The following is a 25,202-nucleotide window of genomic DNA, read 5'->3' on the forward strand; positions in this document are numbered from 1 at the left end:
CCGTTTCCTGCCGGTTACAAAATCAATGCCCAAGGAAATGTTGCCGATAATTGACACTCCCGTGATCCATTATGTGGTGCAGGAAGCCATTGAATCCGGAATCGATGACATCATATTTGTAACCGGGCGTAACAAGCGGGCAATCGAGGATTATTTTGACGGCTGTCCTGAACTGGAGATGCATCTGCAGGCCCGGGGCAAGTATGATATGCTGGAAATGGTTCAGGAGATCTCTTCCATGGTGGATATCCACTACATCCGCCAGAAGGAGCCCATGGACTGGGGGATGCCATAATGACCGCTCGCAAGCATGTCAGCGGGGATCCTTTCGCAGTGCTGCTGGGGGATGATATCATTGTCAATGAAAAACCCTGCACACGTCAGTTGATCGATGTCTTCCGCAAATACGGTCGCTCCACGATCGCGGTGGAGGAAGTGCCGCAGGACAAGGTCAGCAGTTACGGGATAATAAGCGGCAGTCCTGTGGATGACCACCTGTATGCCCTGGATGATATCGTGGAAAAACCTTCTGTGGAGGAGGCTCCCTCCAATATCGGTGCCATCGGGCGTTACGTCTTCACTCCGGAGATCTTCGATTGCATAGAGCAGACCTCCAAAGGTGTGGATGGCGAGCTCCAGCTGACCGACGGGATCCGGTTGCTCAATGATTCACAGAAGGTTTATGCGCACCAGTTTACCGGCCAGCGTTATGATTCCGGCAATAAGGTGGAGTATGTGAAGGCTGTACTGGATTTTGCCCTGAAGGATGAAGGGATGAGGGACGATATTCTGGGGCATTTGGAGAAGCTGGGCTGAAGCGGTTATTGATTTTATGGAATGTATTCCCTGCAGCACATCAGGACCTTTGTGCTAAAAACCTCATTTTCTCATTCCCTTTTTTTGAAATCAAAAGATAGGCTTCGGCAAGAAGTAGCAATCCAATGCAGACAATTGTGGATAATCAGGGGATACTGCCCTCCAAAACCATCAGTTGAGATGTGTTTGGACAATATGCTCGCATATGCCCACACAATAACAAGGCCATAGGCAACACCCCTGTTTTTCAGTAAAGCTATCGGGAGGTGTTGTTAAGTTCAGGTGCTCAAAATTAGCTAAGTACTGTAATTAACTTTTAGATTTTTGCTAACCCAAATGAAGTCACAAAAAAATATAATATTAATTATGGCGTAAACTGCTTCTGTGGAGAATTACACTTCACCAAATGTATTTATATAGCATGCAACCAGAAACGCATGTACTAAATTGGGGTATAACATGTCAGAACATGAAGAACTTGAACATGAAGAATTACTGGACAGTATGAGCAACAAACTGGGTTTCACTCCTCAAATCCTGAAAACATTGGGTGAGATCGATCCGCATTTCCTGAAAAAATACAATCATTGCAATCAGAAACTCCTATCCGATGGTGCGCTGCCTGCAAAGATGAAAATTCTTATGGCACTTGCAGTGGTGGCATCCAAGCAATGTGAACGATGCACGGTTGTACAGATGCAGAGTGCCTTGAAAAACGGGGCCACTGCTGAAGAGATTATGGAGACCATGGAAGTCATATCCATAACCTCGGGTGCACCCGCTGTAGCTGCCTGCAGGGATGCTTTGAAACTTCTCAAGGAATAATCCCGAATTATTCCGGTTTTTCAATTTTTACGGGGGTACATTTGAATGAAAGTTTTGGTTTTTGGGGCTGATGGTTTTGAAGATCTCGAGTTGTTTTATCCTTTGCACAGGTTGAAAGAGGAATGTATCGATGCGAGGGTGGTATCTGTTTCCCGTGGGACTATTGAGGGTAAACATGGCTATCATGTTGAAGCGGACCTGTCTTTTGATGAGGTCGATCCCAATGAATACGATGCACTGGTAATTTCCGGTGGCAAGGGGCCTGAGATAATGCGGCTGAATGAATATGCGCTGGATATAGTGAAGCATTTCATGAATGAAGAAAAACCTGTGGCTGCTATCTGTCACGGCCCTCAGCTTCTGATCTCCGCCCGGGTGCTGGATGGTCGCAAGGCCACCTGTTGGCCCGGTATCAGGGATGACCTGATCGTAGCAGGTGCAGATTACAGGGATAGTGAAGTAATAGTTGATGGCAACCTTATAACTTCACGTCATCCGGGTGACCTTTTCGCCTTTGGACGTGAGTTGCTTGGTTTGATTAAAGGATGAAATAAGGTTTCCGGGATTCCCGGATCCTGTTTTTTGCTATAATTCGTCTAATTTTCAGTTTGATTTATTGAATTCGAAATGTTGTAGGTTTGTAAATCTGTCTGAAAATAATTAACTATATATTAAAATAATATCTTTTTTTAAATTCTGTCGGTCATATTTATATATACCTTTCTTCATCACCCCGGCTAATAAGTGATCATTATGAGTAATGAGAAAAACAACCTTAAATCGTTGAAGAATAATGGTTTTCTGCCCCAGAAACAGGACCACAAATTTTCAATGCGTACACATCTTGTTGGCGGGTATGTAGAGGCAAACCAGTTGCGTGCCCTTGCCGATGCTGCAGAAAAATATGGGGCAGGGCATATCCATATTACCTCGCGGCAGGGTGCGGAGATTCCTTTTGTGGATTTGGATGATGTTGCAAATATAAGTGAAGAGATGAAATATTCAGGTCTCTTTGGCGGGGCAAGTGGCCAGAAGGTACGGGGTGTAGTGTCATGTCAGGGTAACACCGTCTGCAACCACGGTCTCATTAACTGTCCTGAACTGGCTGCAAGAATCGATGAGATATATTTTGGAACCTACGTTCCCAAAAAATTCAAGATTGCAATAACCGGCTGTCCTGCATCCTGCATGAAACCTCAGGAAAATGATTTCGGTATTATGGGGGTGGTACGACCTGAATGGGTGGAAAACAATTGTGTGGCCTGTGGCCTCTGTGAAAAGGTTTGCAAGGCCGGTGCCATAACCATTGATAACGGCCAGGTAGACATCGACAGTAACAGTTGCATATATTGTGGTGAATGCATCACTTCCTGCAAAAAAGATGCAATCCTGGGAGTAGAATCCGGTTACACTATATTTGTAGGAGGCAAGGTTGGACGCTTCCCTCGCGCCTGTGACAAACTCATAGAATTAACCGATGAACAAAGCCTGTTCTCTATTCTCGAAAAGACGCTTGCCTATTACAGGAAATACGGACAGGATGGAGAACGTTTTGGTGACCTGCTTGACAGGCGGGGATTTGCTGAATACAGGGATGCGGTCCTTTAATTCCATTATTTTTTACGGGCGACACCACTCTTTATAGCCGCATCTGCAACAGCCTTTGCCACAGCAGGGACAACTCTCCTGTCAAGAGGATTGGGTATTATGTAATCTTCTTCAATGCCGTCCTCTTCTACAATTGCAGCAAGGGCATTAGCGGCTGCAAGTTCCATCTCCAGATTGATCTGGATGGCCCTGGTGTCCAGTGCACCTTTAAAGATCCCCGGAAATCCCAAACAATTGTTGATCTGGTTGGGACAATCAGATCTTCCGGTTGCCACTATACGAGCGCCTGCTTCAAAGGCTTTAAGGGGCATGATTTCAGGTATGGGATTTGCCATAGCAAAGATAATGGCGTCATTGTTCATGGAAGCAACCATATCTTCTGTAAGGATTTCGGGAACAGAAACGCCTATAAATACGTCAGATCCAGCTACGGCGTCAGTAAGACTTCCCTTTTTTTCTTCAGGATTTGAAAATTCAGCGATTTTCACTTTTTCAGGATTCATCCCCTCTGTACGTTTTTTGCGAATAATTCCATGTCTGTCACATACAAGCAGGTTTTCAGATCTCACTCCTGTATGAAGGAGTTTTCTGGCAATGGCCATGCCGGCAGCACCGGCCCCAGATATAACGAGTTTAATCTCGTTGATTTTTTTGCCGGTAAGTTTAAGTGCATTCAGCAGGCCTGCGATTGTAACAATTGCGGTTCCATGTTGATCGTCATGTATTACGGGTATTGGCAATTCCTTTTTGAGCCGCCTTTCAATTTCAAAGCAGCGGGGTGCACTTATGTCTTCGAGATTGATCCCTCCGAAAACCGGGGCGATATTTTTGACAGTTTTAATAATTTCTTCGGTGTCCTGGGTATCAAGACATATCGGGAATGCATTAATTCCTGCAAGTTCCTTGAATATGATAGCTTTACCTTCCATCACAGGTAAACCTGCAGATGCACCGATGTTTCCCAGCCCCAGAATAGCTGAGCCGTCTGTTATGATTGCGACGGTGTTCTCTTTCAGTGTATATTTATATACATCATCATTGTTTTCAGCGATTCGTTTGCAGGGCTCGGCAACACCGGGAGTATAGGCAATGCTTAAGTCCCGGGTATTGTCCAGACGGACTTTACTTGCCACTTCAAGGACACCATGATGTTTTTCGTGTAATTGGAGGGACTCCTCTCCCAGTGAGTCATCGGCTTGTATGCACGATTTTACTGTCAATTTTTTCAACTTTTACTCTCCTTTATACTGCTTAATTCCCGGATTTATAATTATGAAAGTTATCTACTTATAATCTCGCTAATGTGAATTTCACCCAAAACACCTAAGTAAGGTAGACAACCTCGGTTGGCTATGAGATGAGTGAGAACTCGTTTTTATACAACACTGAGTTGATATATTGTCAATAAAAGATGGCGACACAATAAAGATCGATTATACAGGCACTCTGGATGATGGCACAGTTTTCGACAGTTCCGAAAATCATGAGGAGCCTCTTGAATTTACTGTAGGGGCAGGTCAGGTTATTCAGGGATTTGACGATGCTGTCAGAGATATGGAAGAAGGTGAAGAAAAAGAGTTCAGACTTGAGCCTTCTGAAGCCTATGGTGAATACAAAGATGGTCTTTCCCAACCAGTACCTAAAGACAACATTCAGTCAGATATTGACGTTGAAGTTGGAATGATGTTGCTGGTAAAAACACCAGATGGCCAGGAACTTCCTGCAAAGATTGTCGAAGTGGGTGATGAGGAAGTCATACTCGATATGAATCATCCCCTCGCCGGTAAGGCATTGAATTTCAATATACAGGTCAAAGAGATATCAGCCTGATATCTCTTTTTATCTAATTTCCTAATTCCTTTCCTGAAATTACTGCTGACTGATTAACGTTTTTTATCGATATTTTCTACCTAGGGAAGGCTCTGGAAATGTATCGCTTAGGTAGCAAAATATTATGTGAATCAAATATAGGTATAATTTTCTGGAAAAATATGAAAAAAGGAGAAGAGGGGATTATTCCCCTTTTACCTTATCTCTCAGGAACTTGTGCAGAATTCCACCGTTTTTGCAGTAGTCCACCTCTATATCGGAATTGAGGTTTACAGTTACATTGAATGTGACTTCTTTTCCATCTGGATTACGGGCTACAACCTCGAGTTTTCCACCCGGTTTCATTCCTGAGATGCCCTTGATGGTGTAGGTTTCATCGCCTTTAAGCCCCAGGCTTTCTTTGCTTTCGCCTTCCCTGAACTGCAGAGGGATTACCCCCATTCCTACAAGATTACTGCGGTGAATCCTTTCGTAGGACTGTGCGATCACAGCTTTGACACCGAGCAGTTGTGTGCCCTTGGCTGCCCAATCACGGGAACTGCCTGTTCCATATTCCTTGCCTGCAATTACCACCAGAGGTATGTCATTTTCCATGTATTTCATGGCAGCATCATAGATTGGCATCTCTTCTCCGTCAGGTAGGTAAACTGTCCATGAACCTTCCTTACCAGGTACAAGCTTGTTTTTCAGGCGCACGTTACCGAAGGTTCCACGCATCATTACTTCGTGGTTACCCCTTCTGGACCCGTAGGAATTGAATTCTTCTTCCGCTACACCGTGTTCCATCAGGTACCTGCCTGCTGGATAATCTGCGGGAATCGAGCCTGCAGGTGAAATATGATCGGTGGTAATGCTGTCATCCACAACCACAAGTGCTCTTGCATCCTTTATGTCTTCCATATTCCCAATATTCAGCGGGAAATCCTGGAAGAAAGGAGGTTCCTGGATATAAGTGGATTCATTGTTCCAGTCATAAAGCAGTCCTTCCGGTGCATCGAGTTCCTGCCAGCGTTCAGTTCCCTGAAATACATTGGCATATTCTTTCTCGTACATTTCTGGCTGCACATATTTACCACAATACTGCTCGATCTCACCGTTTGCAGGCCATATATCCTTCAGGTAGACTGGTTCACCGTTCGGGTCACATGCAATAGGTTCTTTTGTGAGGTCAATATCCACCGTACCTGCCAGGGCAAAGGCAACCACGAGCATAGGGGATGCCAGGTAATTGGCTTTTACATGGGGACTAATCCTGCCTTCGAAATTCCTGTTTCCGCTGAGTACCGATGCGACAGTCAGGTCACGGTCCTCAATTTCCTTTACTACAGCTTCGTGCAGGGGGCCACTGTTCCCAATACATGTGAGACAGCCGTAGCCCACAAGGTGGAATCCCAGGGCTTCCAAATAAGGTACAAGGCCGGCTGCTTCCAGATAGTTCATTACCGCTTTTGATCCGGGTCCAAAACTGGTTTTCACAAATTGTTTGGCCTTAAGCCCTCTTTCAACTGCCTTTTTCGCAACCAGTCCGGCACCGATAAGCACTGAAGGATTTGAGGTATTGGTACAGGATGTGATGGAAGCAATGGCAACAGAACCATGGTTTAGGTCGGCTTCTTCTCCTTCACATTTGATCTTCATGATCCCGCTGTGGTCGGGATGGATTTTCTCCACAACATTATAACCCCCCTCTTCAAGCCAGCGATTGTAATCCGGATCGGTCTCGAAGTCTTCAGTTCCCTTCTTCAGGGAGTATACATCCTTCATTGTCCTGTGGAAAACTGCGGACATATCACTGAGCACAATGCGGTCCTGTGGTCTTTTCGGACCTGCAAGGGAGGGCTGCACCGTACCCATATCAAGTCCAAGAGTGGATGTATATTCCGGAACCGGTGCATCACGTTCTGCAAACAAGCCCTGCTTCTTGCAATATTGGAAAACCATGTTCACATGTTCTTCACTGCGTCCGGTCATGCGCATGTAATCCAGTGTAACTTCGTCAACAGGGCAAAATCCCATTGTTGCGCCGTATTCCGGACCCATGTTGGCAAGGATTGCCCTGTCAGGCAGGGAAAGTTTCCTGTAACCGGGACCATAGAATTCCACGAATTTACCTACAACACCGTGTTCCCTGAGCATCTGGGTTACTGTGAGTACAAGATCTGTGGCTGTGATTCCTTCTTTCAGTTCTCCTCTTAGTTCAAAACCCACAACTTCAGGTATTGGCATATAGTAGGGCTGGCCAAGCATAACCGCTTCGGCCTCGATCCCACCGACACCCCATCCCAGGACACCCAGACCATTGATCATTGTTGTATGGGAATCGGTTCCTACAAGAGTATCGGGATAGGCGACAGTTTCGCCGTTTTCTTCCCGCAGATGTACCACATTTGCCAGGTGTTCAAGGTTTACCTGGTGGATTATGCCGCTTCCCGGAGGTACTACGTTGAAATTGTCAAAGGCATTCTGTGCCCAGTGCAGCAGTTCGTAACGTTCCCTGTTTCTCTGGAACTCATGTTTCTCATTACAGTTTCTTGCATAGGAAGTGCCGTAACAATCGACCTGTACTGAGTGGTCTATAATAAGATCTGCAGGAATTACAGGGTTAATTTCTTCCGGATTTCCACCAAGTTTTTTCATTGCAGACCTCATTGCGGCAATATCCACAACCGCAGGTACGCCTGTAAAATCCTGCAGGATTACCCTTGAAGGAATATATGGGATGTCTGTTTTTGGTACATTGCCGGGTTTCCAGCCTGCAAGGTTTTTTACATCCTCTTCGGTTACAACCTTGCCATCTGTATTCCGTACCAGATTTTCCAGTAATACCCGGATGGAATAGGGAAGAGAAGTAATTTTGCAAAGGCCATTTTCCTCAAGTTTATCCAGACGGTATATGGTACTTTTCTTACCCCTGGTATCAAGAGTATCTCTTGCTTTAAAAGAAATTGAATTATTATCCATAATTGGCACCTGTAAATATAAATCCGTTAAACGAATTTGCGCGTGGTCTTATCAATCTGTTATCTGAATATTGTTCGAGACAATGTGCAAAGTCAGCCCGATATCCTTCCAGTGGCAAAAACTGCCGTTGCAAGTTTGGGAGGGTGTCAAGCTATTTGTAGACGACCGGAGTAAAAATCTACATTCGGATATATAGGTTTACCCCTTTTTACACATATTTTTCATATGCCTTTCTCTATCTTCTCGGCAATCTCGAACCACTATTAGGTCACATCGATCATGATAGTTTTCCAAAAAAAGTAAGAAATAATAATCGGTGTTTTCCTGTATGACCAACCGATTTTCTATTGTGCTTTTTCACCAGATGTACAGGAGTTTCAGTTTTTCTCATCCTCGAATTCAATGTACCGGTGACTTCCATCGCAGAATGGTTTGTTTTTGGAGCCCCCGCATCTGCACAGGCAATAGTGGTCCTGGGTCTCAGGTTCAGATCCATCAGTATCCTCAAGTTCAATATTTCCCACCACATTATAGGCATTGTCCTTCCCGACGAATACTTCCGCATCATGAGGGTAATCTTTGTGCAGCTGTCCATCCATTGTGTAGCTCAATGCTCCGGATGGGCACATCCTGATAACCCTCGCAATCTCTTCCGGATCTGCGCCGTCAGGGTCTATCCAGGGTTCAACGCCTCTTCTGAAAACCGAAGGCAAATTGTCGGTACAGTGGCCCATATGGGAACATACCCCTCGGTTGTCATGGATTGTGATTGCCTTTCCTTTGTAAGTATCCATTTTGTCAGGAACACGATCTTCTTTCTTTTCTCCTGAAAAACCGTTCTTCATGTGAGTGCCATCACAAAAAGGCTTGTTTCCGGACCCTCCACATCTGCACATTGCAATGGTAGGTTTTGTTTCAATGAATACTCCTTTTGAATTACGCAGGGTGTTGAGATTGCTTACAATGTATGGGCCGTCTTTTGATACTTTTATGATGGTTTTGTCTTCTTTATCCATTAATATTCCCCTTGCATAGGCTTTTATCCTGAATAGCTTAAGTAATTATTGCAAAAATAATGTCGTTTTATTCAATATTTTCCTGCAAATTTAGCGATTGATCTGTGCAGTCCATGGATGCTGAAATCCTTCCCCAGATACATCATGGGACATTTTCCCTTGATTATCGTTATATCATGGTCCCTAATATCCTCGATTCCTGGAGTTTCGGTGCGCCAGTGTATCCAGAAATTAGAACATCCTCTGTTTTTGAGGGCCTGCACAAAGTCTGCCGGATCGGATGTTGTGATTCCCAGTACAGCATTTTCTACATTATCTGGTATATCATCAACACTTTTAACGTCTCCTTTATCGGGGTTAGCTGATAAATCAAAAATATACACTTCTTTTCCTCTTTTATGGAGTTCATCTATGGTGTACTTCATTGCCGGTTTGGTATTGTCAGTTATTACTACAAAGGATTGCTTTTCCCAGAAATCTTCCCTGTCGTTGTTCATGGAAATCCCTCCCCTAAGATAATATTGTACTTCTGGTTTATAACAGATACCGGTTTTAGATGTACTGCTATGTATTATATTGGAGTAAATTAGACAGGATAGTGGAAAACAATATTGATGTTTATCTGTGCTTTCTGTTAACTTGGCTGCAAATCCAATCATATATTGGAACTGTAGACTGGAAGGGGCCTGATGATTCTTGTTTTGTGGTTCATTTACAATTACAACTAGTTAATATATTTCAGTCTTTATTTTGATCTGTTCAATTGGATTTAAATACGTTGAATGCATATAGGTCAACGTTGTGATTGCATAATTTATTATCAGAAATTGGGTTTGTTTTGAGGAAAGTTTGTATTAATTCCGCCTTCTGATTACTAAAATAAAATTCCTTCATAAAATCTAAATGAGGTATCAATCTGGCTTATAACAACTATAATAAAAAAAAGAATAAGAATAAACAGCAGAGCGAGGGTGCACAATTTACTAAAGTCCGGACTCCGCGTAAGGACCGGAATGAAATTGTTGCTACAGTATCCAGAATGCTTGGAGGCAAAAGACTCGACCTTCAATGTATGGATGGCGTTGTAAGAATGGGAAGAATTCCAGGTTCCCGTAAAAGACGTATGAGAATACGGGAAGGTGATGTTGTTCTTGCAGTACCGTGGGATATTCAGGATTCAAAAGCCGATGTCGTCTGGAAATACAGAAAGCAGGAAGTCGCCTGGCTTCAGAAAAAAGGTTATCTGAAATAATTTTCACTTAATGTGTTGCATGGATGGAGTTTTTCCATCCATTCACGCAATACAGTTTTAAATTGGATCACGTTTGGGTTTGCCTGGATGTTTTTATCTTATCTGGTTTTGAGCAAAATAACTTGTTCTATTTATGAATATCGACCATAAACAATATATTTTATGACTATTATCTCTTGATAAGGAGTATTCACTATAATGAGTGAAGAATGGAAAGATCAAATTACTAATCAAATTAACTCTCTTGAAAAGCTCGAAGAAATAATCAATCTGACTGAATCTGAAAGGGAAGCCATAAAAACCCTTGATACACACTGGGGTACTACACCTTATTTTGCTTCCCTTATGGACAAGGATGATCCGGAGTGTCCAATCAGGAAACAGATTGTCCCATCCCTTCAGGAAACTCATAACAGGTATGGGATGAAAGATTACCTTGTCTGGAAAGAAAACAGGGCCACCGATGAAGTACGCCCTGATAGTATAGCCAGGCAGTATAAGGACAGGGTCGCATTTACGGTTTTCCAGAAATGTGGTATCTATTGTCGCCATTGTTTCAGGAAAGAACTGGTTGTGAATCATGATCTGAAACTGGATTTTAATGTGGACGATGGTATTGAATGGATTCGCCAGCATCCTGAGGTTCGGGATGTTCTGATAACTGGTGGGGATCCGCTTCTTTTATCGGATGAAAAGATTGAATATATTATTGGAAGTCTTCGGGATATTCCCCATGTTGAGATGATTCGTATTGGCTCACGTTTGCCTATAGTTTTGCCTCACAGGATTACTGATAATCTGAAAAGGATACTGGGTGGATATCATGATGTACCAATTTGGCTGAATACCCAGTGCAATCATCCCAAAGAGATTACTGATAAAACAAAACGTGCGGTCTATGATCTTGTATCTGCAGGTGTTAACGTAGGTAATCAGGCCGTATTGCTGAAAGGCATAAATGATGATGTGCAAACCATAAGGGATTTGCATCAGAAATTATTGACTGCAAGAATCAGGCCATATTATCTGTTCTACTGTGAACCTGCACCGGGAATCGATCATTTCCGTACTCCGGTAGAAAAAGGTGCGGAATTGATACGCGATGGTCTGCGTGGGCACACAACAGGACTTGCTCAGCCAATGTATGTAATTGCAACCAACGTTGGTAAAATTCCTTTGATGCCGGATTATTATATGGTAGATAAAGATGAGGAAAAATATATTCTCAGGAACCATCGGGGTGAATTAACGGAAATCCCGAACATACCCGAGTAAAAAGAAAATGTTTCTTCAGGTTATACGATGTCAGTTTGCTGGCACCAATGATCTATACTATTTATATATTTTTTATAATTATCGGTTTTTAACTTATCAATAAGTTCTTTTTTCTTTTCAGTTCAAATAATTTTAATCTAGGGTCTTCCTACGCGACAAGTATATATGTTAAAATTGGTTTGTAGCACTCACTCCAAACGGGAGGGATTCTGCTTGTATCCCTCTCCCAGTTCATTTACAGTTTCTCATCATTTTCTACGCTTGCCAGGACATTCTCTATTCTGTAAATTATCCAGGGGTTAAATTTATATTTCATTATCCTATTTGTTCGATAAATTGACTATTTGGAATATGAAATATGCTGTGGAGTTGTTGTTAATTGGAAGATGCTCATTCATCTATGAAAGAACTTGCAGCACTGAAACTGGAATACGATATCTTATCCAGAAAACTTATTTATGGTGCTGTGGAAAAAGTTTTTGATGACAAGTCCGAGCCGTTACCATATTTGAAAAATCGCAATCATGCAATCCTTATTCTCGGCCGGGAAAAGGAGATGATGCCTTCTACCCTGGCCAGGTTCCTGAACCTGAAAAAAAGCAGTGTGACAAGCATTATTGATTCTCTTGAGAAGGAGGGTCTGGTAAAAAGGACAGCAGATCCTATGGATCGGAGAAAAATATGGGTCTCACTAACCTCCTCTGGTTACAGGTATATAGATGTTCTTGAAGGCTGTGTGGAGAAATTAGTCGATGTCATGCTTGAAGGGCTTGAAGAGGATGAAGAGGATGAAATTGACGAAATGCTGCAAAGTATGCGTTCGGTAGTAAATCTGGAACGAAAAATAGCTGACAATGCTTTAAATACTTAAAATAATTGATAAAAATGAATTTTTTTGTGGGTAATGAATAAGTTATATATAGAAGAATTACATGAATCAGCCCCAATATGTAGTCAAGTACTCGTATACAAAATATACAGCATATTTGCGTATATAAATATCTCTCTATAAATTAAAAGGAGTGTTTCCCTATTAAAAACATCTTTGAGAAACTGGGTATTTTCGTTGAGGACCATGCGATTGCCATTGTGATAATTGCAATGTTACTTGTTCTTGTTTCATTTGAAGGTGCTCAGCTGATCAAGATGGATTCGGGTACAGAAACATTTGTGGATAAAGATTCGCAGCTGTACCAGAATTATGATCATCTTTACCTGAGTCTTTTTAGTAAGGAAGCCATCGTTGTTATGGTGGAAGGGGGTGATGTAAGGGACAGGGCTTTGCTGGAAGCGCTCGATCGTCTGGAAAAGATGTCGTCTTCGATACCGGGTGTGCTGAGTACACAAAGTGCTTCTTCGGTTGTAAAGGAAGCCAACAAGCTGGAAAACGGCAGATTTGAAATTCCTCAAAATGATGAACAGTTGTCCGAATTGATTCCTTATATCCCATCGTCCCTGTCTCCGGATAAAACTCATACACTTGTTTATATTGAAATGGCAGGGGATACCAGTGAGGTCCGAAAACAGGAAATTCTCAATGAAGTTGAAACTTCGGTAGACCTGGCAGAGATCCCTCCTGGTTACACTTCGATTGTCACCGGTGACCCTGCATTTGAGATAGGGATGAATAAGGAAATGATGTCCAGCATGGGCGTCTTACTCTTGCTCTCTGTCTTTTTGATGATCATTGTTCTCTATCTTGTATTCAAACACGTAAGATGGAGATTGATGCCCCTTGCAATTGTGCTTCTGGGAATAATCTATACATTCGGTGTAATGGGTTATCTGGGTATACCCATGACAATGGTTTCCATGGCAGCATTTCCGGTACTTATTGGTTTGGGAATCGATTATGCCATACAGTTTCATAACCGTATTGAGGAAGAACTGGAGAGGAGTGATACTCCCCGGCAAGCTGTTATCGACACGATCAAACATACCGGTCCGGCTGTCATGATTGCGCTTATAATCACATCACTGGGCTTTGTTTCCCTTACAACTTCCACAGTACCTATGGTGCGGGATTTTGCAAAACTCCTTCTTATTGGTGTGGTTATGTGTTTCCTGTCCTCTCTTTTTGTAGGTGTGACTGTTATATACGGGCTTGATACATTTGCAAAAAAAAGACAGGAAAAAGCAAAAAAACATCGTGTAGATTCTCTTCGTCACAGGCTTATCACCCGCAGGTTCAAAAAACCTCATAAAAAGCAAACCAGCACTGATTCAGGTGGCTTTATTGATAATACCCTGCGTTCGGTTGCGACTTTTACGATGAAACATCCCGTTCCCGTACTCATCATTGCAGGTTTGATCTGTGTAAATGGTCTCTACACCGATACCTTTGTCCCAATCCAGACAGACACTGAAACTTTTGTGCCGCAGGATATGCCTCCCCTCATAGACCTTCAGCATCTAAGGGATATTGCAGGTGGGGATGATGAGATCAACATAATCATAAAGACTTCAAATGTTGCAGATCCGGACCTTTTACATTGGGTCGATAAATTCAGCCGGCATGAAGTTGAGAATCGTAAGAATATCTATGGAGCCACAAGTCTGGCTACCCTTGTCAAATCGAATAATGGTGGAGTGCTTCCGGATTCAGAGGAAGGGGTAAGGCATGTTCTTTCAGAGATTCCTGATTCTGCAAAGGAGCAATACATCAGTGGCCAGAATATAATGGTTGTCAACCTCAACATTGGTGATGCTATGAGCAGTCTGGGAATGGAAGGTATTGAAACTCTTGCCAACGTTATTGAAAACGACATTCAGTGGCTTGCTCCTCCGCCAGATGTAAGCGTGACAATCACGGGAAATTCTGTTGTGTTTATTGATGTCATAGATGCCCTTACATCTGGAAGAATTTTCATGACATACCTGGGTCTTGGAATGGTTTTTGCCGGTCTGCTTGTAATATACAGAGATTTCCTGAAAGCCTTTGTACCCGTCATAACTATGTTTATGGTTATTGGGTGGACTGGAGGGCTTATGTACTATCTGAATATGGAATATACACCGATGACCGCGACCCTCGGAGCTCTGATACTGGGGGTTGGTTCGGAATATGCGGTACTTATGATGGAGCGCTACTTTGAAGAGAGGGAAAAGGGTGCTCTACCTGAAGCAGCCATGTGTGAAGCCAGTACTAAGATTGGTAAGGCTATCGTTACTTCCGGGTTGACCACATTATTCGGTTTCATGGCACTGGTTGCTTCTGCTTTTGGTATTATAAGCAGTTTTGGTATCATTACCGTAATCGATGTTGCCCTTGCTCTGATTGCTACATTTGTCATATTCCCTCCCGTAATTGTGACCCTGGACAAATGGAGGGAAAAACACAGAGCAAAAAAAGCAGGGCATAATCTGAATTCATCTGCAAATAATCTTCAAACAGGGGCTGATATCACATGAGTAGAACCCAATATAATATAAAGAATTTCAGAAGACCACTGGTCTTTCTGTCCCTGGTCTCAGTAATACTGCTTGCAACTCTATTTATTGGTGTAACTACGGCCCAATCGAAAGAGTACATTCCCCCGACTTATGAATATACTACAAATTATTACCGGGGGTATGGTGAACCGGAAATTCACGCTTCAGTAGTAGGGGACACTTATTTTGATCGGGGTGAAACAGCCAATGTCAATGTTATTCTCTCTAACAGGGGTATTTTGCATGGCTTGAAATCCGTCACAGACGTGAAGGATGATAAGACCAAACAAGCCCTTGCCATGAAAGAGATGGAATATGAAGCAAAACGCACAACTGCTTACGGTATAAAGGCAAGTCTCGTTTCCCCTACTGATTATATAGAGATCGATTCTTCGACCAGTGGCCAGACCCTGGAAAAACTGGCTCCCGGAGATTTACCCTCGCGTCCCATGACATTCACAATTGAAATTTCGGATAATGCTCCAGCAGGAGACTATATACTCTTTCTCCCTGTAAGTTATGAATATCAGAAGGATGTCCGTATGACAGGTGGCCGAACTATTCAGCTAGGTCTACCTGATATGGATCATGCTACCTATTATAATAATTCGAATATAACTCTGCAAATACCGATCCATGTGGAAAAAGCAGCAGAATTTGAAGTCGTTGATGTCGATGGAGAGCTGGTTGCCGGTGGAGAAAGCCAAATAGTGGTGACTTATCGCAATGTGGGAGAATTGACCGCGGATGATGCTATTGCCAGGGTGGTTGTCATGGATCCTCTCAGTACCGGCAGTTCTACTGCATTGCTGGGTACTCTTAAACCGGGCGAAGAACATACAGTTTCATTTAATGTGAATTCAGACGCTATGGCTGTTGTCAAGGAATATGCAATAGATAGTGAGATACGTTATATAGATGAGGATGGCAATTACGCATTCTCTGATAACATGAAAATAAATGTGCCAATGCAATCATCAGATGGATGGATTGATATCACCCAGATTTCACTTATATTAACTTTTTTGGTAACCATGTATCTGGTAGTTGACAGTATCCGTAAAAAGAAAAAAATAACTCTTAATGGAGAGGAGTGAGCATGAACAACAGAAATTTAATGATAGGAATAATTGCACTGGGAATATCCCTGATGTGCCTGATTCCGGCCTCAGCTGCCGGCTTCACCCCGCAGAATAATGCCTTGCCTGATTACTTTGATTTTAGTGACAACTACTACACTGTATATGGCGGTCCCGATGTAAGCGCAAACATCGTTGGTGACAATGAATTTTACCGTGGCGATAGTGTCACCCTTAATATTAATCTTATGAATAAGGGGGTGATTACAGGCTTTAAGTCTGAAGAGGATGATGACCCGATAGATAAACTTGATCAAAAACTACAGCAACAGGAACAATCCTATGAATCACAACGGACAACTGCGATTGGTATTGTGGCAATTCTTACTTCCCCTGATCCCAATGTAGAAGTAAAATCCGGCCCTCAGGAAGCCGGTTCACTGGCTGCCGGTGAGCAGACTACCTCTCCTATCATGTTTAATGTGGAATTTTCGGAGAATGCACCGTCAGGAGAATACCCGCTGACTCTCAATCTTTATTATGGCTATCAGAAGAATGTACAGGTTTCCGGTGATAATGAAACAAGTCTTGGTGTCACAAATATGGATGTGGGGCTATGGTATGATGTGGGTTCCCAGAATGTTACCATTCCCGTATATGTGAAAAAGGAAGCACAATTTGAGGTTACCAATGTTTCCGGGCAGCTGAATATAGGTGAAGAAGGAATGCTGCATGCTACCTATACCAATACGGGTAATGAACCCGTAAAGGATGCCATTGTTCGTATAAGTGCAGCTGATCCCTTCAGTACTACGGATGACCAGGCATATCTGGGGGATATGGATGTCGGGGAAAGTGCCGTTGCGGTATTTAAGATAAAAGTAGGGGATACTGCGATTGAAAAACCCTATGCCATAAACAGTGAAATCAAGTATGAGGACACTAAAGGTCATGACAGGGTTTCAGACAATGTGAAAATCAAAACACAGGTATCGGCTTCATCCAATACCGATGCAAATGGATTAATGTTACCCGTGGGTTTTGTGATTGCAGTATTGGTTATAGGTGCTATTGTGTTGTATATAAAGCGTAAACCACGTCAAAAACCAGAAGAGTGATGTCTTTATCACTCCTCCCCTTATTTTTGTACAATCCTGTTTTGACAGCAACATTTTTACGTAATTAGAATTATTAAGTGTTTCACGTTCAATTTCATCTTATATCAACTACATTTCTACTTTAGTCCCAAAAGGGAGGGAAATTAAAAATTGAGTCAGCCTTGTGTTAATATTGGCATGGTAGGTCATGTCGATCATGGAAAAACCACTCTTGTACGTTCATTATCCGGTGTATGGACTGATAAGCATAGTGAAGAACTGAAAAGAGGTATCTCCATCCGTCTGGGTTATGCAGATACAACTTTTATGAAATGCCCCACCTGCCCTGAACCGCGGTGTTATTCAGTAAAGAAAGAATGTCCACACTGTGGCGCAAAAACAGAACAGGTCAGAACCATATCCTTTGTAGACTCTCCTGGTCACGAAACACTAATGGCTACGATGCTTTCAGGTGCAGCCATAATGGATGGTGCTATTCTTGTCATTGCCGCCAATGAAGAATGCCCCCAACCCCAGACCAAGGAACATCTCATGGCTCTTGACATCATTGGCATCAAAAATGTTGTCATAGTCCAGAACAAGATTGATCTTGTAAACAGAAAAGATGTCATAGAGAACTATAAACAGATAAAGGATTTTGTTAAAGGCACCGTTGCAGAGAACGCCCCCATAATTCCTATTTCTGCACAGCAGGATATCAATATAGATGCACTTATAGATGCAATGGAAAAAGTGATTCCAACTCCTACCTATAAATTAGATAAGGATGCACGAATGCTCATTGCAAGATCATTTGATATAAACCGTCCAGGCTTGCCTATTGACCAGATATCAGGTGGTGTTATTGGTGGTACCCTTACGGAAGGCAGATTGAAGGCTGGTGATGAGCTGGAAATAAAACCAGGCAGGAAAGTTGAAAGTGAAGGTGCCATTCACTGGGATCCTATTCATACCAGGGTAACTGGCATTATAGCAGGTACGACTTCCGTTGATGAAGCAACTCCCGGCGGTCTTCTGGCAGTAGGTACTGAGCTTGATCCGGACCTGACAAAAAGTGATTCTCTTACCGGGCAGGTAGCAGGTATACCCGGGACATTACCCAGTACCCATCATTCCTTCACCCTCAGGTTAAAACTTCTTGAACGTGTTGTCGGAGTGGATGATGAAGGGGAAATTGGTCAGATCAAGACAAGTGAGCCCCTGATGTTAAACGCCGGCACAGCCACAACTGTGGGTATTGTAACGAGTGCCAGGGAAGATGTTGCGGAGGTCAATCTTAAAAGACCTGTTTGTGCAGACATTGGTTCAATGGTTGCCATAAGCCGCAGGATTGGTTCCCGATGGAGATTGATCGGTATCGGGGTAATTGAGGATTGAATGTTATTATTGACACAAACGGGCTGATGCTTCCAGCACAATTTGGTGTGGACATTTTCACAGAACTCAGGAGACTGGGTTTTGACCAATTCCTTCTGCCCACAGCGATCCTGCACGAACTTGATGGTCTTGTACGAAGTTGTCGGGGTAAGGATAAAATAGCTGCGAAAGTAGCTATTTCATTATCCCAAAGATGCGATGTTATAGAAGGTGAAGGATTTGCTGATGATGTAATTGTCCGTCTTGCACCTGCTTACGACGCAGCTGTATTGACCAATGATATTGGATTACAGCAAAGGTTGAAAGAAAAGGAAATTCCTATTGTAAGGCTGAGGCAAAAGAACAAACTTGATTTCCTGTAATCTGAATAATAGCACAATGGTTTATAAGGGATGAGAAGTTCTGGTATTCTTATATAATGATATTGCGGAGATAATTATATGTACAAGAGGATGAAGCTTGTTGATACAGTTCGGGTCGCTCCCAGTCTCCTTGCTGATGATGTAAGGGTCAGTGTCAAAAATGCTCTCAAAACTAAACTTGAAGGGCGTGTTGACAAAAAGATCGGTTCTGTTGTAGCGATCACTGATATTGATGAGATTGGTGAAGGTCATATTCTTGTAGGAGATGGCGCAGTCTATTATGATGTTACTTTTGAAGCGATAATGTTCATACCGACGCTGCAGGAAGTAATCGAAGGTGAAGTTGTTGAAACCGTTGAATTTGGAGCTTTTGTCAGCATAGGTGCAATGGACGGTCTTCTGCATGTTAGCCAGATCACAGACGATTTCATGTCCTATGATGGAAAGAATGGCCGGCTGATCAGTAAGAACCTAAGTAAAGCTCTTTCCGAAGGCGATCGTGTAAGGGCTCGCATAGTGGCTGTGAGTATCAATGAAAGGGAGCCGCGTGATAGTAAGATCGGTCTGACAATGCGACAGCCTGCCCTAGGTAAGCTGGAATGGCTCGATGAACAGAGAAAACCCGCTGTAGCAAATAAATAATCAGGAGTTTTAGTATGGTTGAATCTGTTTGTATGGATTGTCACAGGCTTGTTTCAGGTCAGGAATGTCCGGTTTGTGGCACCACTAACCTTAGTAAGGACTGGAGCGGACTTTTGATTATAGTGGACCCTGAAAAGTCCGAAATCGCAAAAAAGATAGGGGTTACGATTCCTGACAAATATGCTTTGAAGGTGCGATAATTTGGGTGGAACGATTTCGATACCCGCATCCCTGCGTCCTTTGTTACGTAAAAAATTTGGGGTTCTTTATAAAGGAACCGGCGAAGAAACCGTTGGAAAAGTAGCCGGGGATCTTGGTGAGCCCATAAAACTTATATCTGTAGGTGATGTTACTACGTTCCACTTGCTCAAATCGAACATTATTCCAGATATACTTGTAATCGATGACAAAACTCATCGGCAACCTGCTTGTGAGCAGATGATCACAGGTACAAAACAGTCAGGTTTCAAGGAACTGGTTGTAAATAATCCCGCCGGTTCAATTACCGAAGAACTGGTGGACGCACTTGCAAAAGCACTGGATTCAAATCGGCGATTCAGGATATTTGTGCAGGGAGAAGAAGATCTTGCATCTCTTCCTGCAATAATGATGGCCCCTGTAGGATCCGTCGTTCTCTATGGACAACCTGACGAAGGTATGATGTTTGTCCGAATTACTGCTTCCAAAAAGGAAGAGATGACAGAACTAATTGACAAGATTATTGATCAACAGCATTGTAAAGAAGAATTATACACTATGTGGAGGAAGTTGTATGGATATCAGCATAATTGAAGAGAAGAACAACACTCTTCTAAATAGAAAGGAACTGAAGTTCAATGTGACTTTTGAGGGACCAACACCTGCAAGAAATGACGTTAAATCAAAACTTGCAGCCATGCTGAATGTGCCTATTGAACTTCTTATAGTCCAGGGCATGAGAAACATGTTCGGTAAACAGGAATTATCCGGTTATGCCAGGGTCTATGAAGATGCGTCCCGCATGAAAGAAGTTGAAAAGGGATATAGCCTCAAAAGAAATGAGCTTCCGCAAAAAGAAGCATCAACTGAAGAATAAGGTGGTTACATGGCTGTAAAAGAGTATTATAAAGTAGACGGCGATAATATCGAACGTACCAGGCAGTTCTGTCCCCGTTGTGGCGAAGGTGTATTCCTTGCCGAACATAAGGACAGGTTGACCTGTGGTAAATGTGGCTATACTGAATTCAAATAAATATCTTCACTTTTCTTTTTCTTTTTCTTTCCTATAATTATCCAGAGCTATTTTTATAGTATTTTGCAGGGACTTTTCCTCAAAAGGCTTTATAAGATAGCCGTAAGGTTTTGTTTTTTTTGCCCTTTGGCGCATTTTTTCATCCGAATAAGCTGTAAGGTATACAACAGGGATGTCCATGGCGCCATATATTGTTTCAGCTGCTTTAATTCCATCAATCTTACCTTTCAGCATTATGTCCATAAGTACAAGATCCGGAAAAGTGATCTCAGCTTTTTGTATAGCTTCTTCACCTGAAGCTGCTATGCTGGGTACCCTGAAACCCATTCCTTTGAGCATTTTTTTAATGCCAAGGGCTACTATATTTTCATCTTCTACCACGAGAATTTTTTCACCTGACATCTTCGCCCTCTGTTATTTCTTGGTTTTTTTCCTGGAAAGTAATTTCAAACCTTGTACCATTTGATGTGTCTATTTCTATTGTTGCATTGATCTGTTCTGCAAGTGTATGGACAAGCAAAAGGCCAAGGGAATCTGTCTCTTCGAAATCAATTTCATCCTTCATTCCGATACCATTGTCACTGACAACCAGTTTGTGATGATCATTTATTTTTCGAAGCTCAATTATTATAGTGCCTTTACCTTTATCGAAAGCATACTTTAATGAATTGGATACAAGTTCATTAATAATTATTCCGAGTGGAACGGCTGTATCCATTCCCAAAAATATGTTTTCCACATTAATTTTTATATCTACTTCACTTTTATCAAGTACATAGGATTGGGACAGATAATTGATAAGATTTTTGCTATAATCTGCAAAATCGATGCTTTCCATGTCCTTTGACTGGTAAAGTTTCTCATGTACAAGAGCCATTGTGCGAACTCTGTCCCTGCTATTGTTGAAAGCATCCAGCACGTCATCGTCCCTGAATTTTTCAGATTCAAGGTACAATAGTGTGGATATAACCTGAAGATTATTTTTTATCCTGTGGTGTATTTCTTTTTTTCTTATATCTTCAATTTTAAGAAGGGCTTCTTCAGCTTGTTTCCTTTCATCGATATTAACGATTACACCCTGGAGATATTTGACATCCTGGCATATACCTTCCAGGTCAGAAACCTGGCTGTAAATGTCATTATCTTTATTAATCATATTATGTATGATTTCATGCTGCTCTCTCTGGATGAAGGTACGCTCATCAACCCATCGGGTTTCACCGTCTTTTGTCAGTATCCTGTACTCTATATTGAACTGGGTTTCCTGACTGGCGCATATTTCTCCTAGTTTAGTTTCAACCTCGGGCAGGTCATCCGGATGTACAATATCTCCGTAATCAAGGCCATTCGGTCCGAAATCTTCCGGAGAATATCCAAACTGGGATATATTCTTTGATACAACTTCAACAGGCCAGTTCTTTTCTGCTTTCCATTTAAAAACAATTACCGGGCTGTTGTTGACAACTTTTTCCATCTCTTCTCGTAACTGGCTGGCATTTTCAAGAGCATTGAGTATATCGTTCAATCCCTCAGGTATTTCACGGAAATCAATATCAACGTCGGTTTCGGCCCTTTCATCAAGTTTCCCTCCTACTGCAGCATCAGATATGTTCTTAAAGTCGTTCACTATTTCATTTATCGGGCCTGTCACCGATCTGGTAATCAAGATCGCAATAGCTCCCATGAATATCAATGATATTGAGGAAATCAAAAGTAATCTATTCCTGAGGTCCGTTACTCCTGCAAGCATCTCATCCTTTGGTACCACCAGGATAAATGCAAAATTTGAAGTCTTTATAGGTTCATAGAACATGACCACATCTTTGCCGGTGATGGGATCGATTGTTTCAATATAGCCGCTTTTGCCGAGTTTTATTTCATCAGCCATGCGTGTAATTTCCGGTACACCGTAATCATAGAGGGTTTTTGCTCCCACAAGTTCTTCATTTGTAGGATGGGATATGAGAATCCCCGTATTCCCGGTCATAATCGCATAGCCGGTATCAAAGGCTTTTACCTTGTTTACTACACCATTCAAATGATTCAGGGATACATCGACACCACCGATGCCAATAAACTCACCCTTTCTCATAATGGGTGTGACATAGCTTACAATGAATACACCCTCATAGTAATAGGGTTCAGTAACTATATCCCGTTTTAATTTTTTTGGGAGCTGGTAATATACGGACGTTTCATAATCAAGTAATGGGTCAAGTGTTATATTTCCCTGTATCCTGTTCCAGTAGGGAATAAATCTCCCGGTTTCATCATGGCCGGTTGTATTTACATAACGACTATCCATCCCATCAAATGCATTGGGTTCAAAACAGACATAGGTTCCCAGCAAGTCAGGATTTTCTTCCAGCAGCTTGAGCAAAATATTGTTTACTTCTGTACGGTTTTCTGAATGATACTGTGAAAGGGAATGGGCAATAGCTTGCCCCGTAGCCTGATTTGATCGCATTTCAATATCAAACTTATTGGCATAGTTTTTCGCTTTCTGTATTGATTGCTGGTATGCAAGGTCCTCTTCCTGGGTTGTCACTGTTGAAATGATCACTGCAGTGGATGTAATCAGTACCACAACCATCCCCATCAGGATAAAAAACACAAGTTTGGATTTTAGTGGTACATTTTTCCATGCCATTTCAATCATTCAGTTCGGGCAAATCCCAGTCTATCAGAGTTGATTTCTGGCGGAAGTGCTTATATAATTCAGTTCCCCATTGAAGTGCACTTGCATCAAAACTCATTATTTTCTTGTGATCGTACATATCGTTTTTATTGAAGAGGCAGAGATAAATGAACCTATCTGTTACAACGGATGTAAGATTAACTTCGTTGCAAATATAAAGATTGGTATGGTCTCTTTCAACAATGTGGCGGAATTTATCAGTATGTTCTTCTTTCATCCGCTTGTAAATTGGCTCAGTAAGTATGAGATCTATCTGAACGCCGTTATTTGCCAGTTCATAATATAGATCGGGATACAGAGGATGGAAATAGGCCATTATTGTCATAACTTTATTAGACTTGATAAGATTCTTGCTGAATTCTTCGGGCAGATCAAAAAGGTGGTTCATATCCGGCTCTATTACCATACATTCCCCTATATCACCCAGCCGTGAATCAAGTTCTTCCGGAATTGAACTTAAATCCCGGGTTGCCCAGTAGTCGTTATTTTCCTCTATAACTCCCAGGGTTTTCAACAGTGGGACCATATTTTTCACTATAATTTCCCCTATATCCGAAAGCCGATAAACCCTGTCCTCTTCAATAATCAGGTTTTGTTCCCTGAGTATTTTTATCTGGGGCATCATTGCTTTTGATGTAACATTAAGGGACGTTTTGATCTGGTCTATATTTCTGGGTCCTTCCATTAGTAGTAAAAGAAGCCTTTTCCTTTTTTCAGAGAGCCAGATAGTATCACTCAATGATGATTGCATACATTCACCTTTTAGTTAAGGGGATTAAACTTCTTTTTTAATATTATTTATATCATTTCAGAACAAGGTCCATTAAAACGAGGTTATGTATTTTAAAACCGTTATAATTTCCCATACCACTGGTAATTACTTATGCCCCTTGACAAACCTCATAGGGTTCGCTCATTCATCTATCTTTCGCAAATTCGATGCAATTCAGGCTATATACAATTCATATCCTCTTTTTCATGTGAGTAAACCGATTGAATCGGTGGTCTCAGGATCTCTATGGAAAGGAGGTTGTAACAACGACAAAAGAAGAATTATACAAAGAATTGTCTGACGCTATTGTAAGTTGCAAGAAAGACCAGGTTCTTGCTGCTGTCGAAAAAGCCCGTGGTGAACTCGAGGCTCCCGACATCATTGAGAATGGTCTTGCAGCAGGTATGAACGAAGTCGGTACCCTTTTTGAAAGGGGCAAGTTATTCCTTCCACATGTCATGATGGCTGCAGAAGCCATGCAGGCCGGTGTGGATGAGCTTAAAGATGATATGCCTGAATCATCCGAAAAGGCTGCCAGCGTAATTGTCAATGGTACAGTAGAAGGAGATGTCCATGACATTGGCAAATCCATTGTATCCACCATGCTCCAGACATCCGGATTCGAAGTCTATGACATCGGCCGTGATACACCTGTAGCAGATTTCATTGCCAAGATCAAGGAAACAGACGCAAACATGGTCGGCATTTCCGCACTAATGACCACCACTCTCCAGGGCCAGAAGGAAGTAATCGAAGCCCTCGAAGAAGAAGGTCTCCGTGACAAGGTAAAAGTCATGGTAGGCGGCGCACCTGCAACCAACTCCTGGGCCAAAAAGATCGGTGCAGACTGCTATGCAGAAAATGCAACTGAAGCTGTCAACAAGGCAAAGGAACTTCTCTTATAAGGT

Annotated in this window: 25 protein-coding genes and 1 pseudogene; 19 read left to right on the forward strand and 7 right to left on the reverse strand. The window is 42.3% G+C overall.

Features of this window, described 5'->3' with window-relative positions; genetic code table 11:
- The 4 genes and pseudogenes from galU to CI957_RS06570 form a co-directional block, all read left to right on the forward strand.
- A pseudogene (gene galU, locus CI957_RS06550) lies at nt 1-816 on the forward strand (UTP--glucose-1-phosphate uridylyltransferase GalU); the annotation flags it as partial.
- Between the two features lie 459 nt (nt 817-1,275).
- Nucleotides 1,276-1,641 (forward strand): carboxymuconolactone decarboxylase family protein, encoded by a 366-nt coding sequence (locus CI957_RS06560; protein WP_013036943.1) that lies wholly within the window; start codon nt 1,276-1,278, stop codon nt 1,639-1,641.
- Nucleotides 1,642-1,686: 45 nt separating this feature from the next.
- The gene (locus CI957_RS06565) at nt 1,687-2,190 is read left to right on the forward strand and encodes a type 1 glutamine amidotransferase domain-containing protein (protein ID WP_105460995.1); all 504 of its coding nucleotides are present in this window, start codon (nt 1,687-1,689) and stop codon (nt 2,188-2,190) included.
- Nucleotides 2,191-2,394: 204 nt separating this feature from the next.
- Complete coding sequence (locus CI957_RS06570) at nt 2,395-3,249, forward strand: 4Fe-4S binding protein (RefSeq protein ID WP_164909051.1); 855 nt, start codon at nt 2,395-2,397, stop codon at nt 3,247-3,249.
- A gap of 5 nt (nt 3,250-3,254) precedes the next feature.
- Here the strand turns inward: CI957_RS06570 and CI957_RS06575 are convergent, their stop codons facing one another.
- A complete protein-coding gene (locus CI957_RS06575; protein ID WP_096713015.1) occupies nt 3,255-4,478 on the reverse strand; it encodes an NADP-dependent malic enzyme in 1,224 nt (407 codons plus the stop codon).
- Nucleotides 4,479-4,647: 169 nt separating this feature from the next.
- On the opposite strand from CI957_RS06575, the gene CI957_RS06580 reads away from it, so the two are divergent.
- A complete protein-coding gene (locus CI957_RS06580) occupies nt 4,648-5,079 on the forward strand; it encodes a peptidylprolyl isomerase (RefSeq protein WP_096713016.1) in 432 nt (143 codons plus the stop codon).
- 183 nt (nt 5,080-5,262) lie between these two features.
- On the opposite strand, the gene acnA is transcribed toward CI957_RS06580, so the two are convergent.
- The 3 genes from acnA to CI957_RS06595 all read right to left on the reverse strand — a co-directional run bounded on the left by acnA (nt 5,263) and on the right by CI957_RS06595 (nt 9,553).
- Nucleotides 5,263-8,040 (reverse strand): aconitate hydratase AcnA, encoded by a 2,778-nt coding sequence (acnA, locus tag CI957_RS06585; protein ID WP_128754508.1) that lies wholly within the window; start codon nt 8,038-8,040, stop codon nt 5,263-5,265.
- A gap of 377 nt (nt 8,041-8,417) precedes the next feature.
- Nucleotides 8,418-9,056: a CDGSH iron-sulfur domain-containing protein gene (locus CI957_RS06590; RefSeq protein ID WP_128754509.1), complete on the reverse strand. Its 639-nt coding sequence runs from the start codon at nt 9,054-9,056 to the stop codon at nt 8,418-8,420.
- A 71-nt stretch (nt 9,057-9,127) separates the two neighbouring features.
- Nucleotides 9,128-9,553 (reverse strand): hypothetical protein, encoded by a 426-nt coding sequence (locus CI957_RS06595; RefSeq protein ID WP_128754510.1) that lies wholly within the window; start codon nt 9,551-9,553, stop codon nt 9,128-9,130.
- A 419-nt stretch (nt 9,554-9,972) separates the two neighbouring features.
- Here CI957_RS06595 and eif1A point away from each other — a divergent pair, with 419 nt between their 5' ends.
- The 13 genes from eif1A to CI957_RS06660 all read left to right on the forward strand — a co-directional run bounded on the left by eif1A (nt 9,973) and on the right by CI957_RS06660 (nt 20,824).
- Nucleotides 9,973-10,308: a translation initiation factor eIF-1A gene (gene eif1A / locus CI957_RS06600; RefSeq protein WP_128754511.1), complete on the forward strand. Its 336-nt coding sequence runs from the start codon at nt 9,973-9,975 to the stop codon at nt 10,306-10,308.
- A 198-nt stretch (nt 10,309-10,506) separates the two neighbouring features.
- A complete protein-coding gene (locus tag CI957_RS06605; protein WP_096713020.1) occupies nt 10,507-11,583 on the forward strand; it encodes a KamA family radical SAM protein in 1,077 nt (358 codons plus the stop codon).
- Between the two features lie 379 nt (nt 11,584-11,962).
- Nucleotides 11,963-12,454: a MarR family transcriptional regulator gene (locus tag CI957_RS06610; protein WP_241645981.1), complete on the forward strand. Its 492-nt coding sequence runs from the start codon at nt 11,963-11,965 to the stop codon at nt 12,452-12,454.
- 218 nt (nt 12,455-12,672) lie between these two features.
- Nucleotides 12,673-14,994 (forward strand): RND family transporter, encoded by a 2,322-nt coding sequence (locus tag CI957_RS06615; protein WP_277749688.1) that lies wholly within the window; start codon nt 12,673-12,675, stop codon nt 14,992-14,994.
- A complete protein-coding gene (locus CI957_RS06620; protein WP_128754512.1) occupies nt 14,991-16,112 on the forward strand; it encodes a COG1361 S-layer family protein in 1,122 nt (373 codons plus the stop codon). Before CI957_RS06615 ends, CI957_RS06620 begins: the two co-directional genes overlap by 4 nt.
- A gap of 2 nt (nt 16,113-16,114) precedes the next feature.
- Nucleotides 16,115-17,212 carry a COG1361 S-layer family protein gene (locus tag CI957_RS06625; RefSeq protein WP_128754513.1) on the forward strand — a complete coding sequence of 366 codons (1,098 nt, stop codon included), beginning with the start codon at nt 16,115-16,117 and terminating at the stop codon, nt 17,210-17,212.
- Between the two features lie 150 nt (nt 17,213-17,362).
- Entirely contained in the window at nt 17,363-18,589 is a 1,227-nt protein-coding gene (locus CI957_RS06630) for a translation initiation factor IF-2 subunit gamma (RefSeq protein WP_128754514.1), read from the forward strand.
- Complete coding sequence (locus CI957_RS06635; protein ID WP_128754515.1) at nt 18,586-18,951, forward strand: DNA-binding protein; 366 nt, start codon at nt 18,586-18,588, stop codon at nt 18,949-18,951. The genes CI957_RS06630 and CI957_RS06635 overlap by 4 nt, the downstream gene beginning before the upstream one ends.
- A gap of 78 nt (nt 18,952-19,029) precedes the next feature.
- Nucleotides 19,030-19,593 carry a DNA-directed RNA polymerase gene (locus CI957_RS06640; protein WP_096713026.1) on the forward strand — a complete coding sequence of 188 codons (564 nt, stop codon included), beginning with the start codon at nt 19,030-19,032 and terminating at the stop codon, nt 19,591-19,593.
- Between the two features lie 14 nt (nt 19,594-19,607).
- The gene (spt4, locus tag CI957_RS06645; RefSeq protein WP_128754516.1) at nt 19,608-19,793 is read left to right on the forward strand and encodes a transcription elongation factor subunit Spt4; all 186 of its coding nucleotides are present in this window, start codon (nt 19,608-19,610) and stop codon (nt 19,791-19,793) included.
- A 1-nt stretch (nt 19,794) separates the two neighbouring features.
- Nucleotides 19,795-20,385, forward strand: a complete 591-nt coding sequence (locus tag CI957_RS06650) for a GTP-dependent dephospho-CoA kinase family protein (RefSeq protein WP_128754517.1) — start codon at nt 19,795-19,797, stop codon at nt 20,383-20,385.
- On the forward strand, nt 20,366-20,668 hold the full coding sequence (locus tag CI957_RS06655) for a 30S ribosomal protein S24e (protein WP_128754518.1): 303 nt from the start codon (nt 20,366-20,368) through the stop codon (nt 20,666-20,668). Before CI957_RS06650 ends, CI957_RS06655 begins: the two co-directional genes overlap by 20 nt.
- Nucleotides 20,669-20,677: 9 nt before the next feature.
- Nucleotides 20,678-20,824 (forward strand): 30S ribosomal protein S27ae, encoded by a 147-nt coding sequence (locus CI957_RS06660; RefSeq protein WP_013036965.1) that lies wholly within the window; start codon nt 20,678-20,680, stop codon nt 20,822-20,824.
- 6 nt (nt 20,825-20,830) lie between these two features.
- On the opposite strand, the gene CI957_RS06665 is transcribed toward CI957_RS06660, so the two are convergent.
- The 3 genes from CI957_RS06665 to CI957_RS06675 are packed head-to-tail and all read right to left on the reverse strand — an operon-like array spanning nt 20,831 to nt 24,273.
- Nucleotides 20,831-21,226: a response regulator gene (locus CI957_RS06665; protein ID WP_128754519.1), complete on the reverse strand. Its 396-nt coding sequence runs from the start codon at nt 21,224-21,226 to the stop codon at nt 20,831-20,833.
- Nucleotides 21,216-23,483: a histidine kinase dimerization/phosphoacceptor domain -containing protein gene (locus CI957_RS06670; protein WP_128754520.1), complete on the reverse strand. Its 2,268-nt coding sequence runs from the start codon at nt 23,481-23,483 to the stop codon at nt 21,216-21,218. Before CI957_RS06670 ends, CI957_RS06665 begins: the two co-directional genes overlap by 11 nt.
- The gene (locus CI957_RS06675) at nt 23,476-24,273 is read right to left on the reverse strand and encodes a winged helix-turn-helix domain-containing protein (RefSeq protein ID WP_128754521.1); all 798 of its coding nucleotides are present in this window, start codon (nt 24,271-24,273) and stop codon (nt 23,476-23,478) included. The genes CI957_RS06670 and CI957_RS06675 overlap by 8 nt, the downstream gene beginning before the upstream one ends.
- Nucleotides 24,274-24,587: 314 nt before the next feature.
- Here CI957_RS06675 and mtbC point away from each other — a divergent pair, with 314 nt between their 5' ends.
- Nucleotides 24,588-25,199: a dimethylamine corrinoid protein MtbC gene (gene mtbC, locus CI957_RS06680; RefSeq protein WP_128754538.1), complete on the forward strand. Its 612-nt coding sequence runs from the start codon at nt 24,588-24,590 to the stop codon at nt 25,197-25,199.
- The last annotated feature ends 3 nt before the right edge of the window (nt 25,200-25,202 follow it).

Origin of the sequence: Methanohalophilus sp. WG1-DM (assembly GCF_004104135.1) — an archaeon.
Classification (GTDB): domain Archaea; phylum Halobacteriota; class Methanosarcinia; order Methanosarcinales; family Methanosarcinaceae; genus Methanohalophilus; species Methanohalophilus euhalobius.

Bases quoted from the DNA above. Each gene is read 5' to 3' on its own strand.
- CI957_RS06560 (WP_013036943.1), top strand. From the start codon at position 1,276: ATGTCAGAACATGAAGAACTTGAACATGAAGAATTACTGGACAGTATG.
- CI957_RS06565 (WP_105460995.1), top strand. From the start codon at position 1,687: ATGAAAGTTTTGGTTTTTGGGGCTGATGGTTTTGAAGATCTCGAGTTG.
- CI957_RS06570 (WP_164909051.1), top strand. From the start codon at position 2,395: ATGAGTAATGAGAAAAACAACCTTAAATCGTTGAAGAATAATGGTTTT.
- acnA (WP_128754508.1), bottom strand. From the start codon at position 8,040: ATGGATAATAATTCAATTTCTTTTAAAGCAAGAGATACTCTTGATACC.
- CI957_RS06590 (WP_128754509.1), bottom strand. From the start codon at position 9,056: ATGGATAAAGAAGACAAAACCATCATAAAAGTATCAAAAGACGGCCCA.
- CI957_RS06595 (WP_128754510.1), bottom strand. From the start codon at position 9,553: ATGAACAACGACAGGGAAGATTTCTGGGAAAAGCAATCCTTTGTAGTA.
- CI957_RS06605 (WP_096713020.1), top strand. From the start codon at position 10,507: ATGAGTGAAGAATGGAAAGATCAAATTACTAATCAAATTAACTCTCTT.
- CI957_RS06620 (WP_128754512.1), top strand. From the start codon at position 14,991: ATGAGTAGAACCCAATATAATATAAAGAATTTCAGAAGACCACTGGTC.
- CI957_RS06625 (WP_128754513.1), top strand. From the start codon at position 16,115: ATGAACAACAGAAATTTAATGATAGGAATAATTGCACTGGGAATATCC.
- CI957_RS06640 (WP_096713026.1), top strand. From the start codon at position 19,030: ATGTACAAGAGGATGAAGCTTGTTGATACAGTTCGGGTCGCTCCCAGT.
- spt4 (WP_128754516.1), top strand. From the start codon at position 19,608: ATGGTTGAATCTGTTTGTATGGATTGTCACAGGCTTGTTTCAGGTCAG.
- CI957_RS06655 (WP_128754518.1), top strand. From the start codon at position 20,366: ATGGATATCAGCATAATTGAAGAGAAGAACAACACTCTTCTAAATAGA.
- CI957_RS06660 (WP_013036965.1), top strand. From the start codon at position 20,678: ATGGCTGTAAAAGAGTATTATAAAGTAGACGGCGATAATATCGAACGT.
- CI957_RS06665 (WP_128754519.1), bottom strand. From the start codon at position 21,226: ATGTCAGGTGAAAAAATTCTCGTGGTAGAAGATGAAAATATAGTAGCC.
- CI957_RS06670 (WP_128754520.1), bottom strand. From the start codon at position 23,483: ATGATTGAAATGGCATGGAAAAATGTACCACTAAAATCCAAACTTGTG.
- CI957_RS06675 (WP_128754521.1), bottom strand. From the start codon at position 24,273: ATGCAATCATCATTGAGTGATACTATCTGGCTCTCTGAAAAAAGGAAA.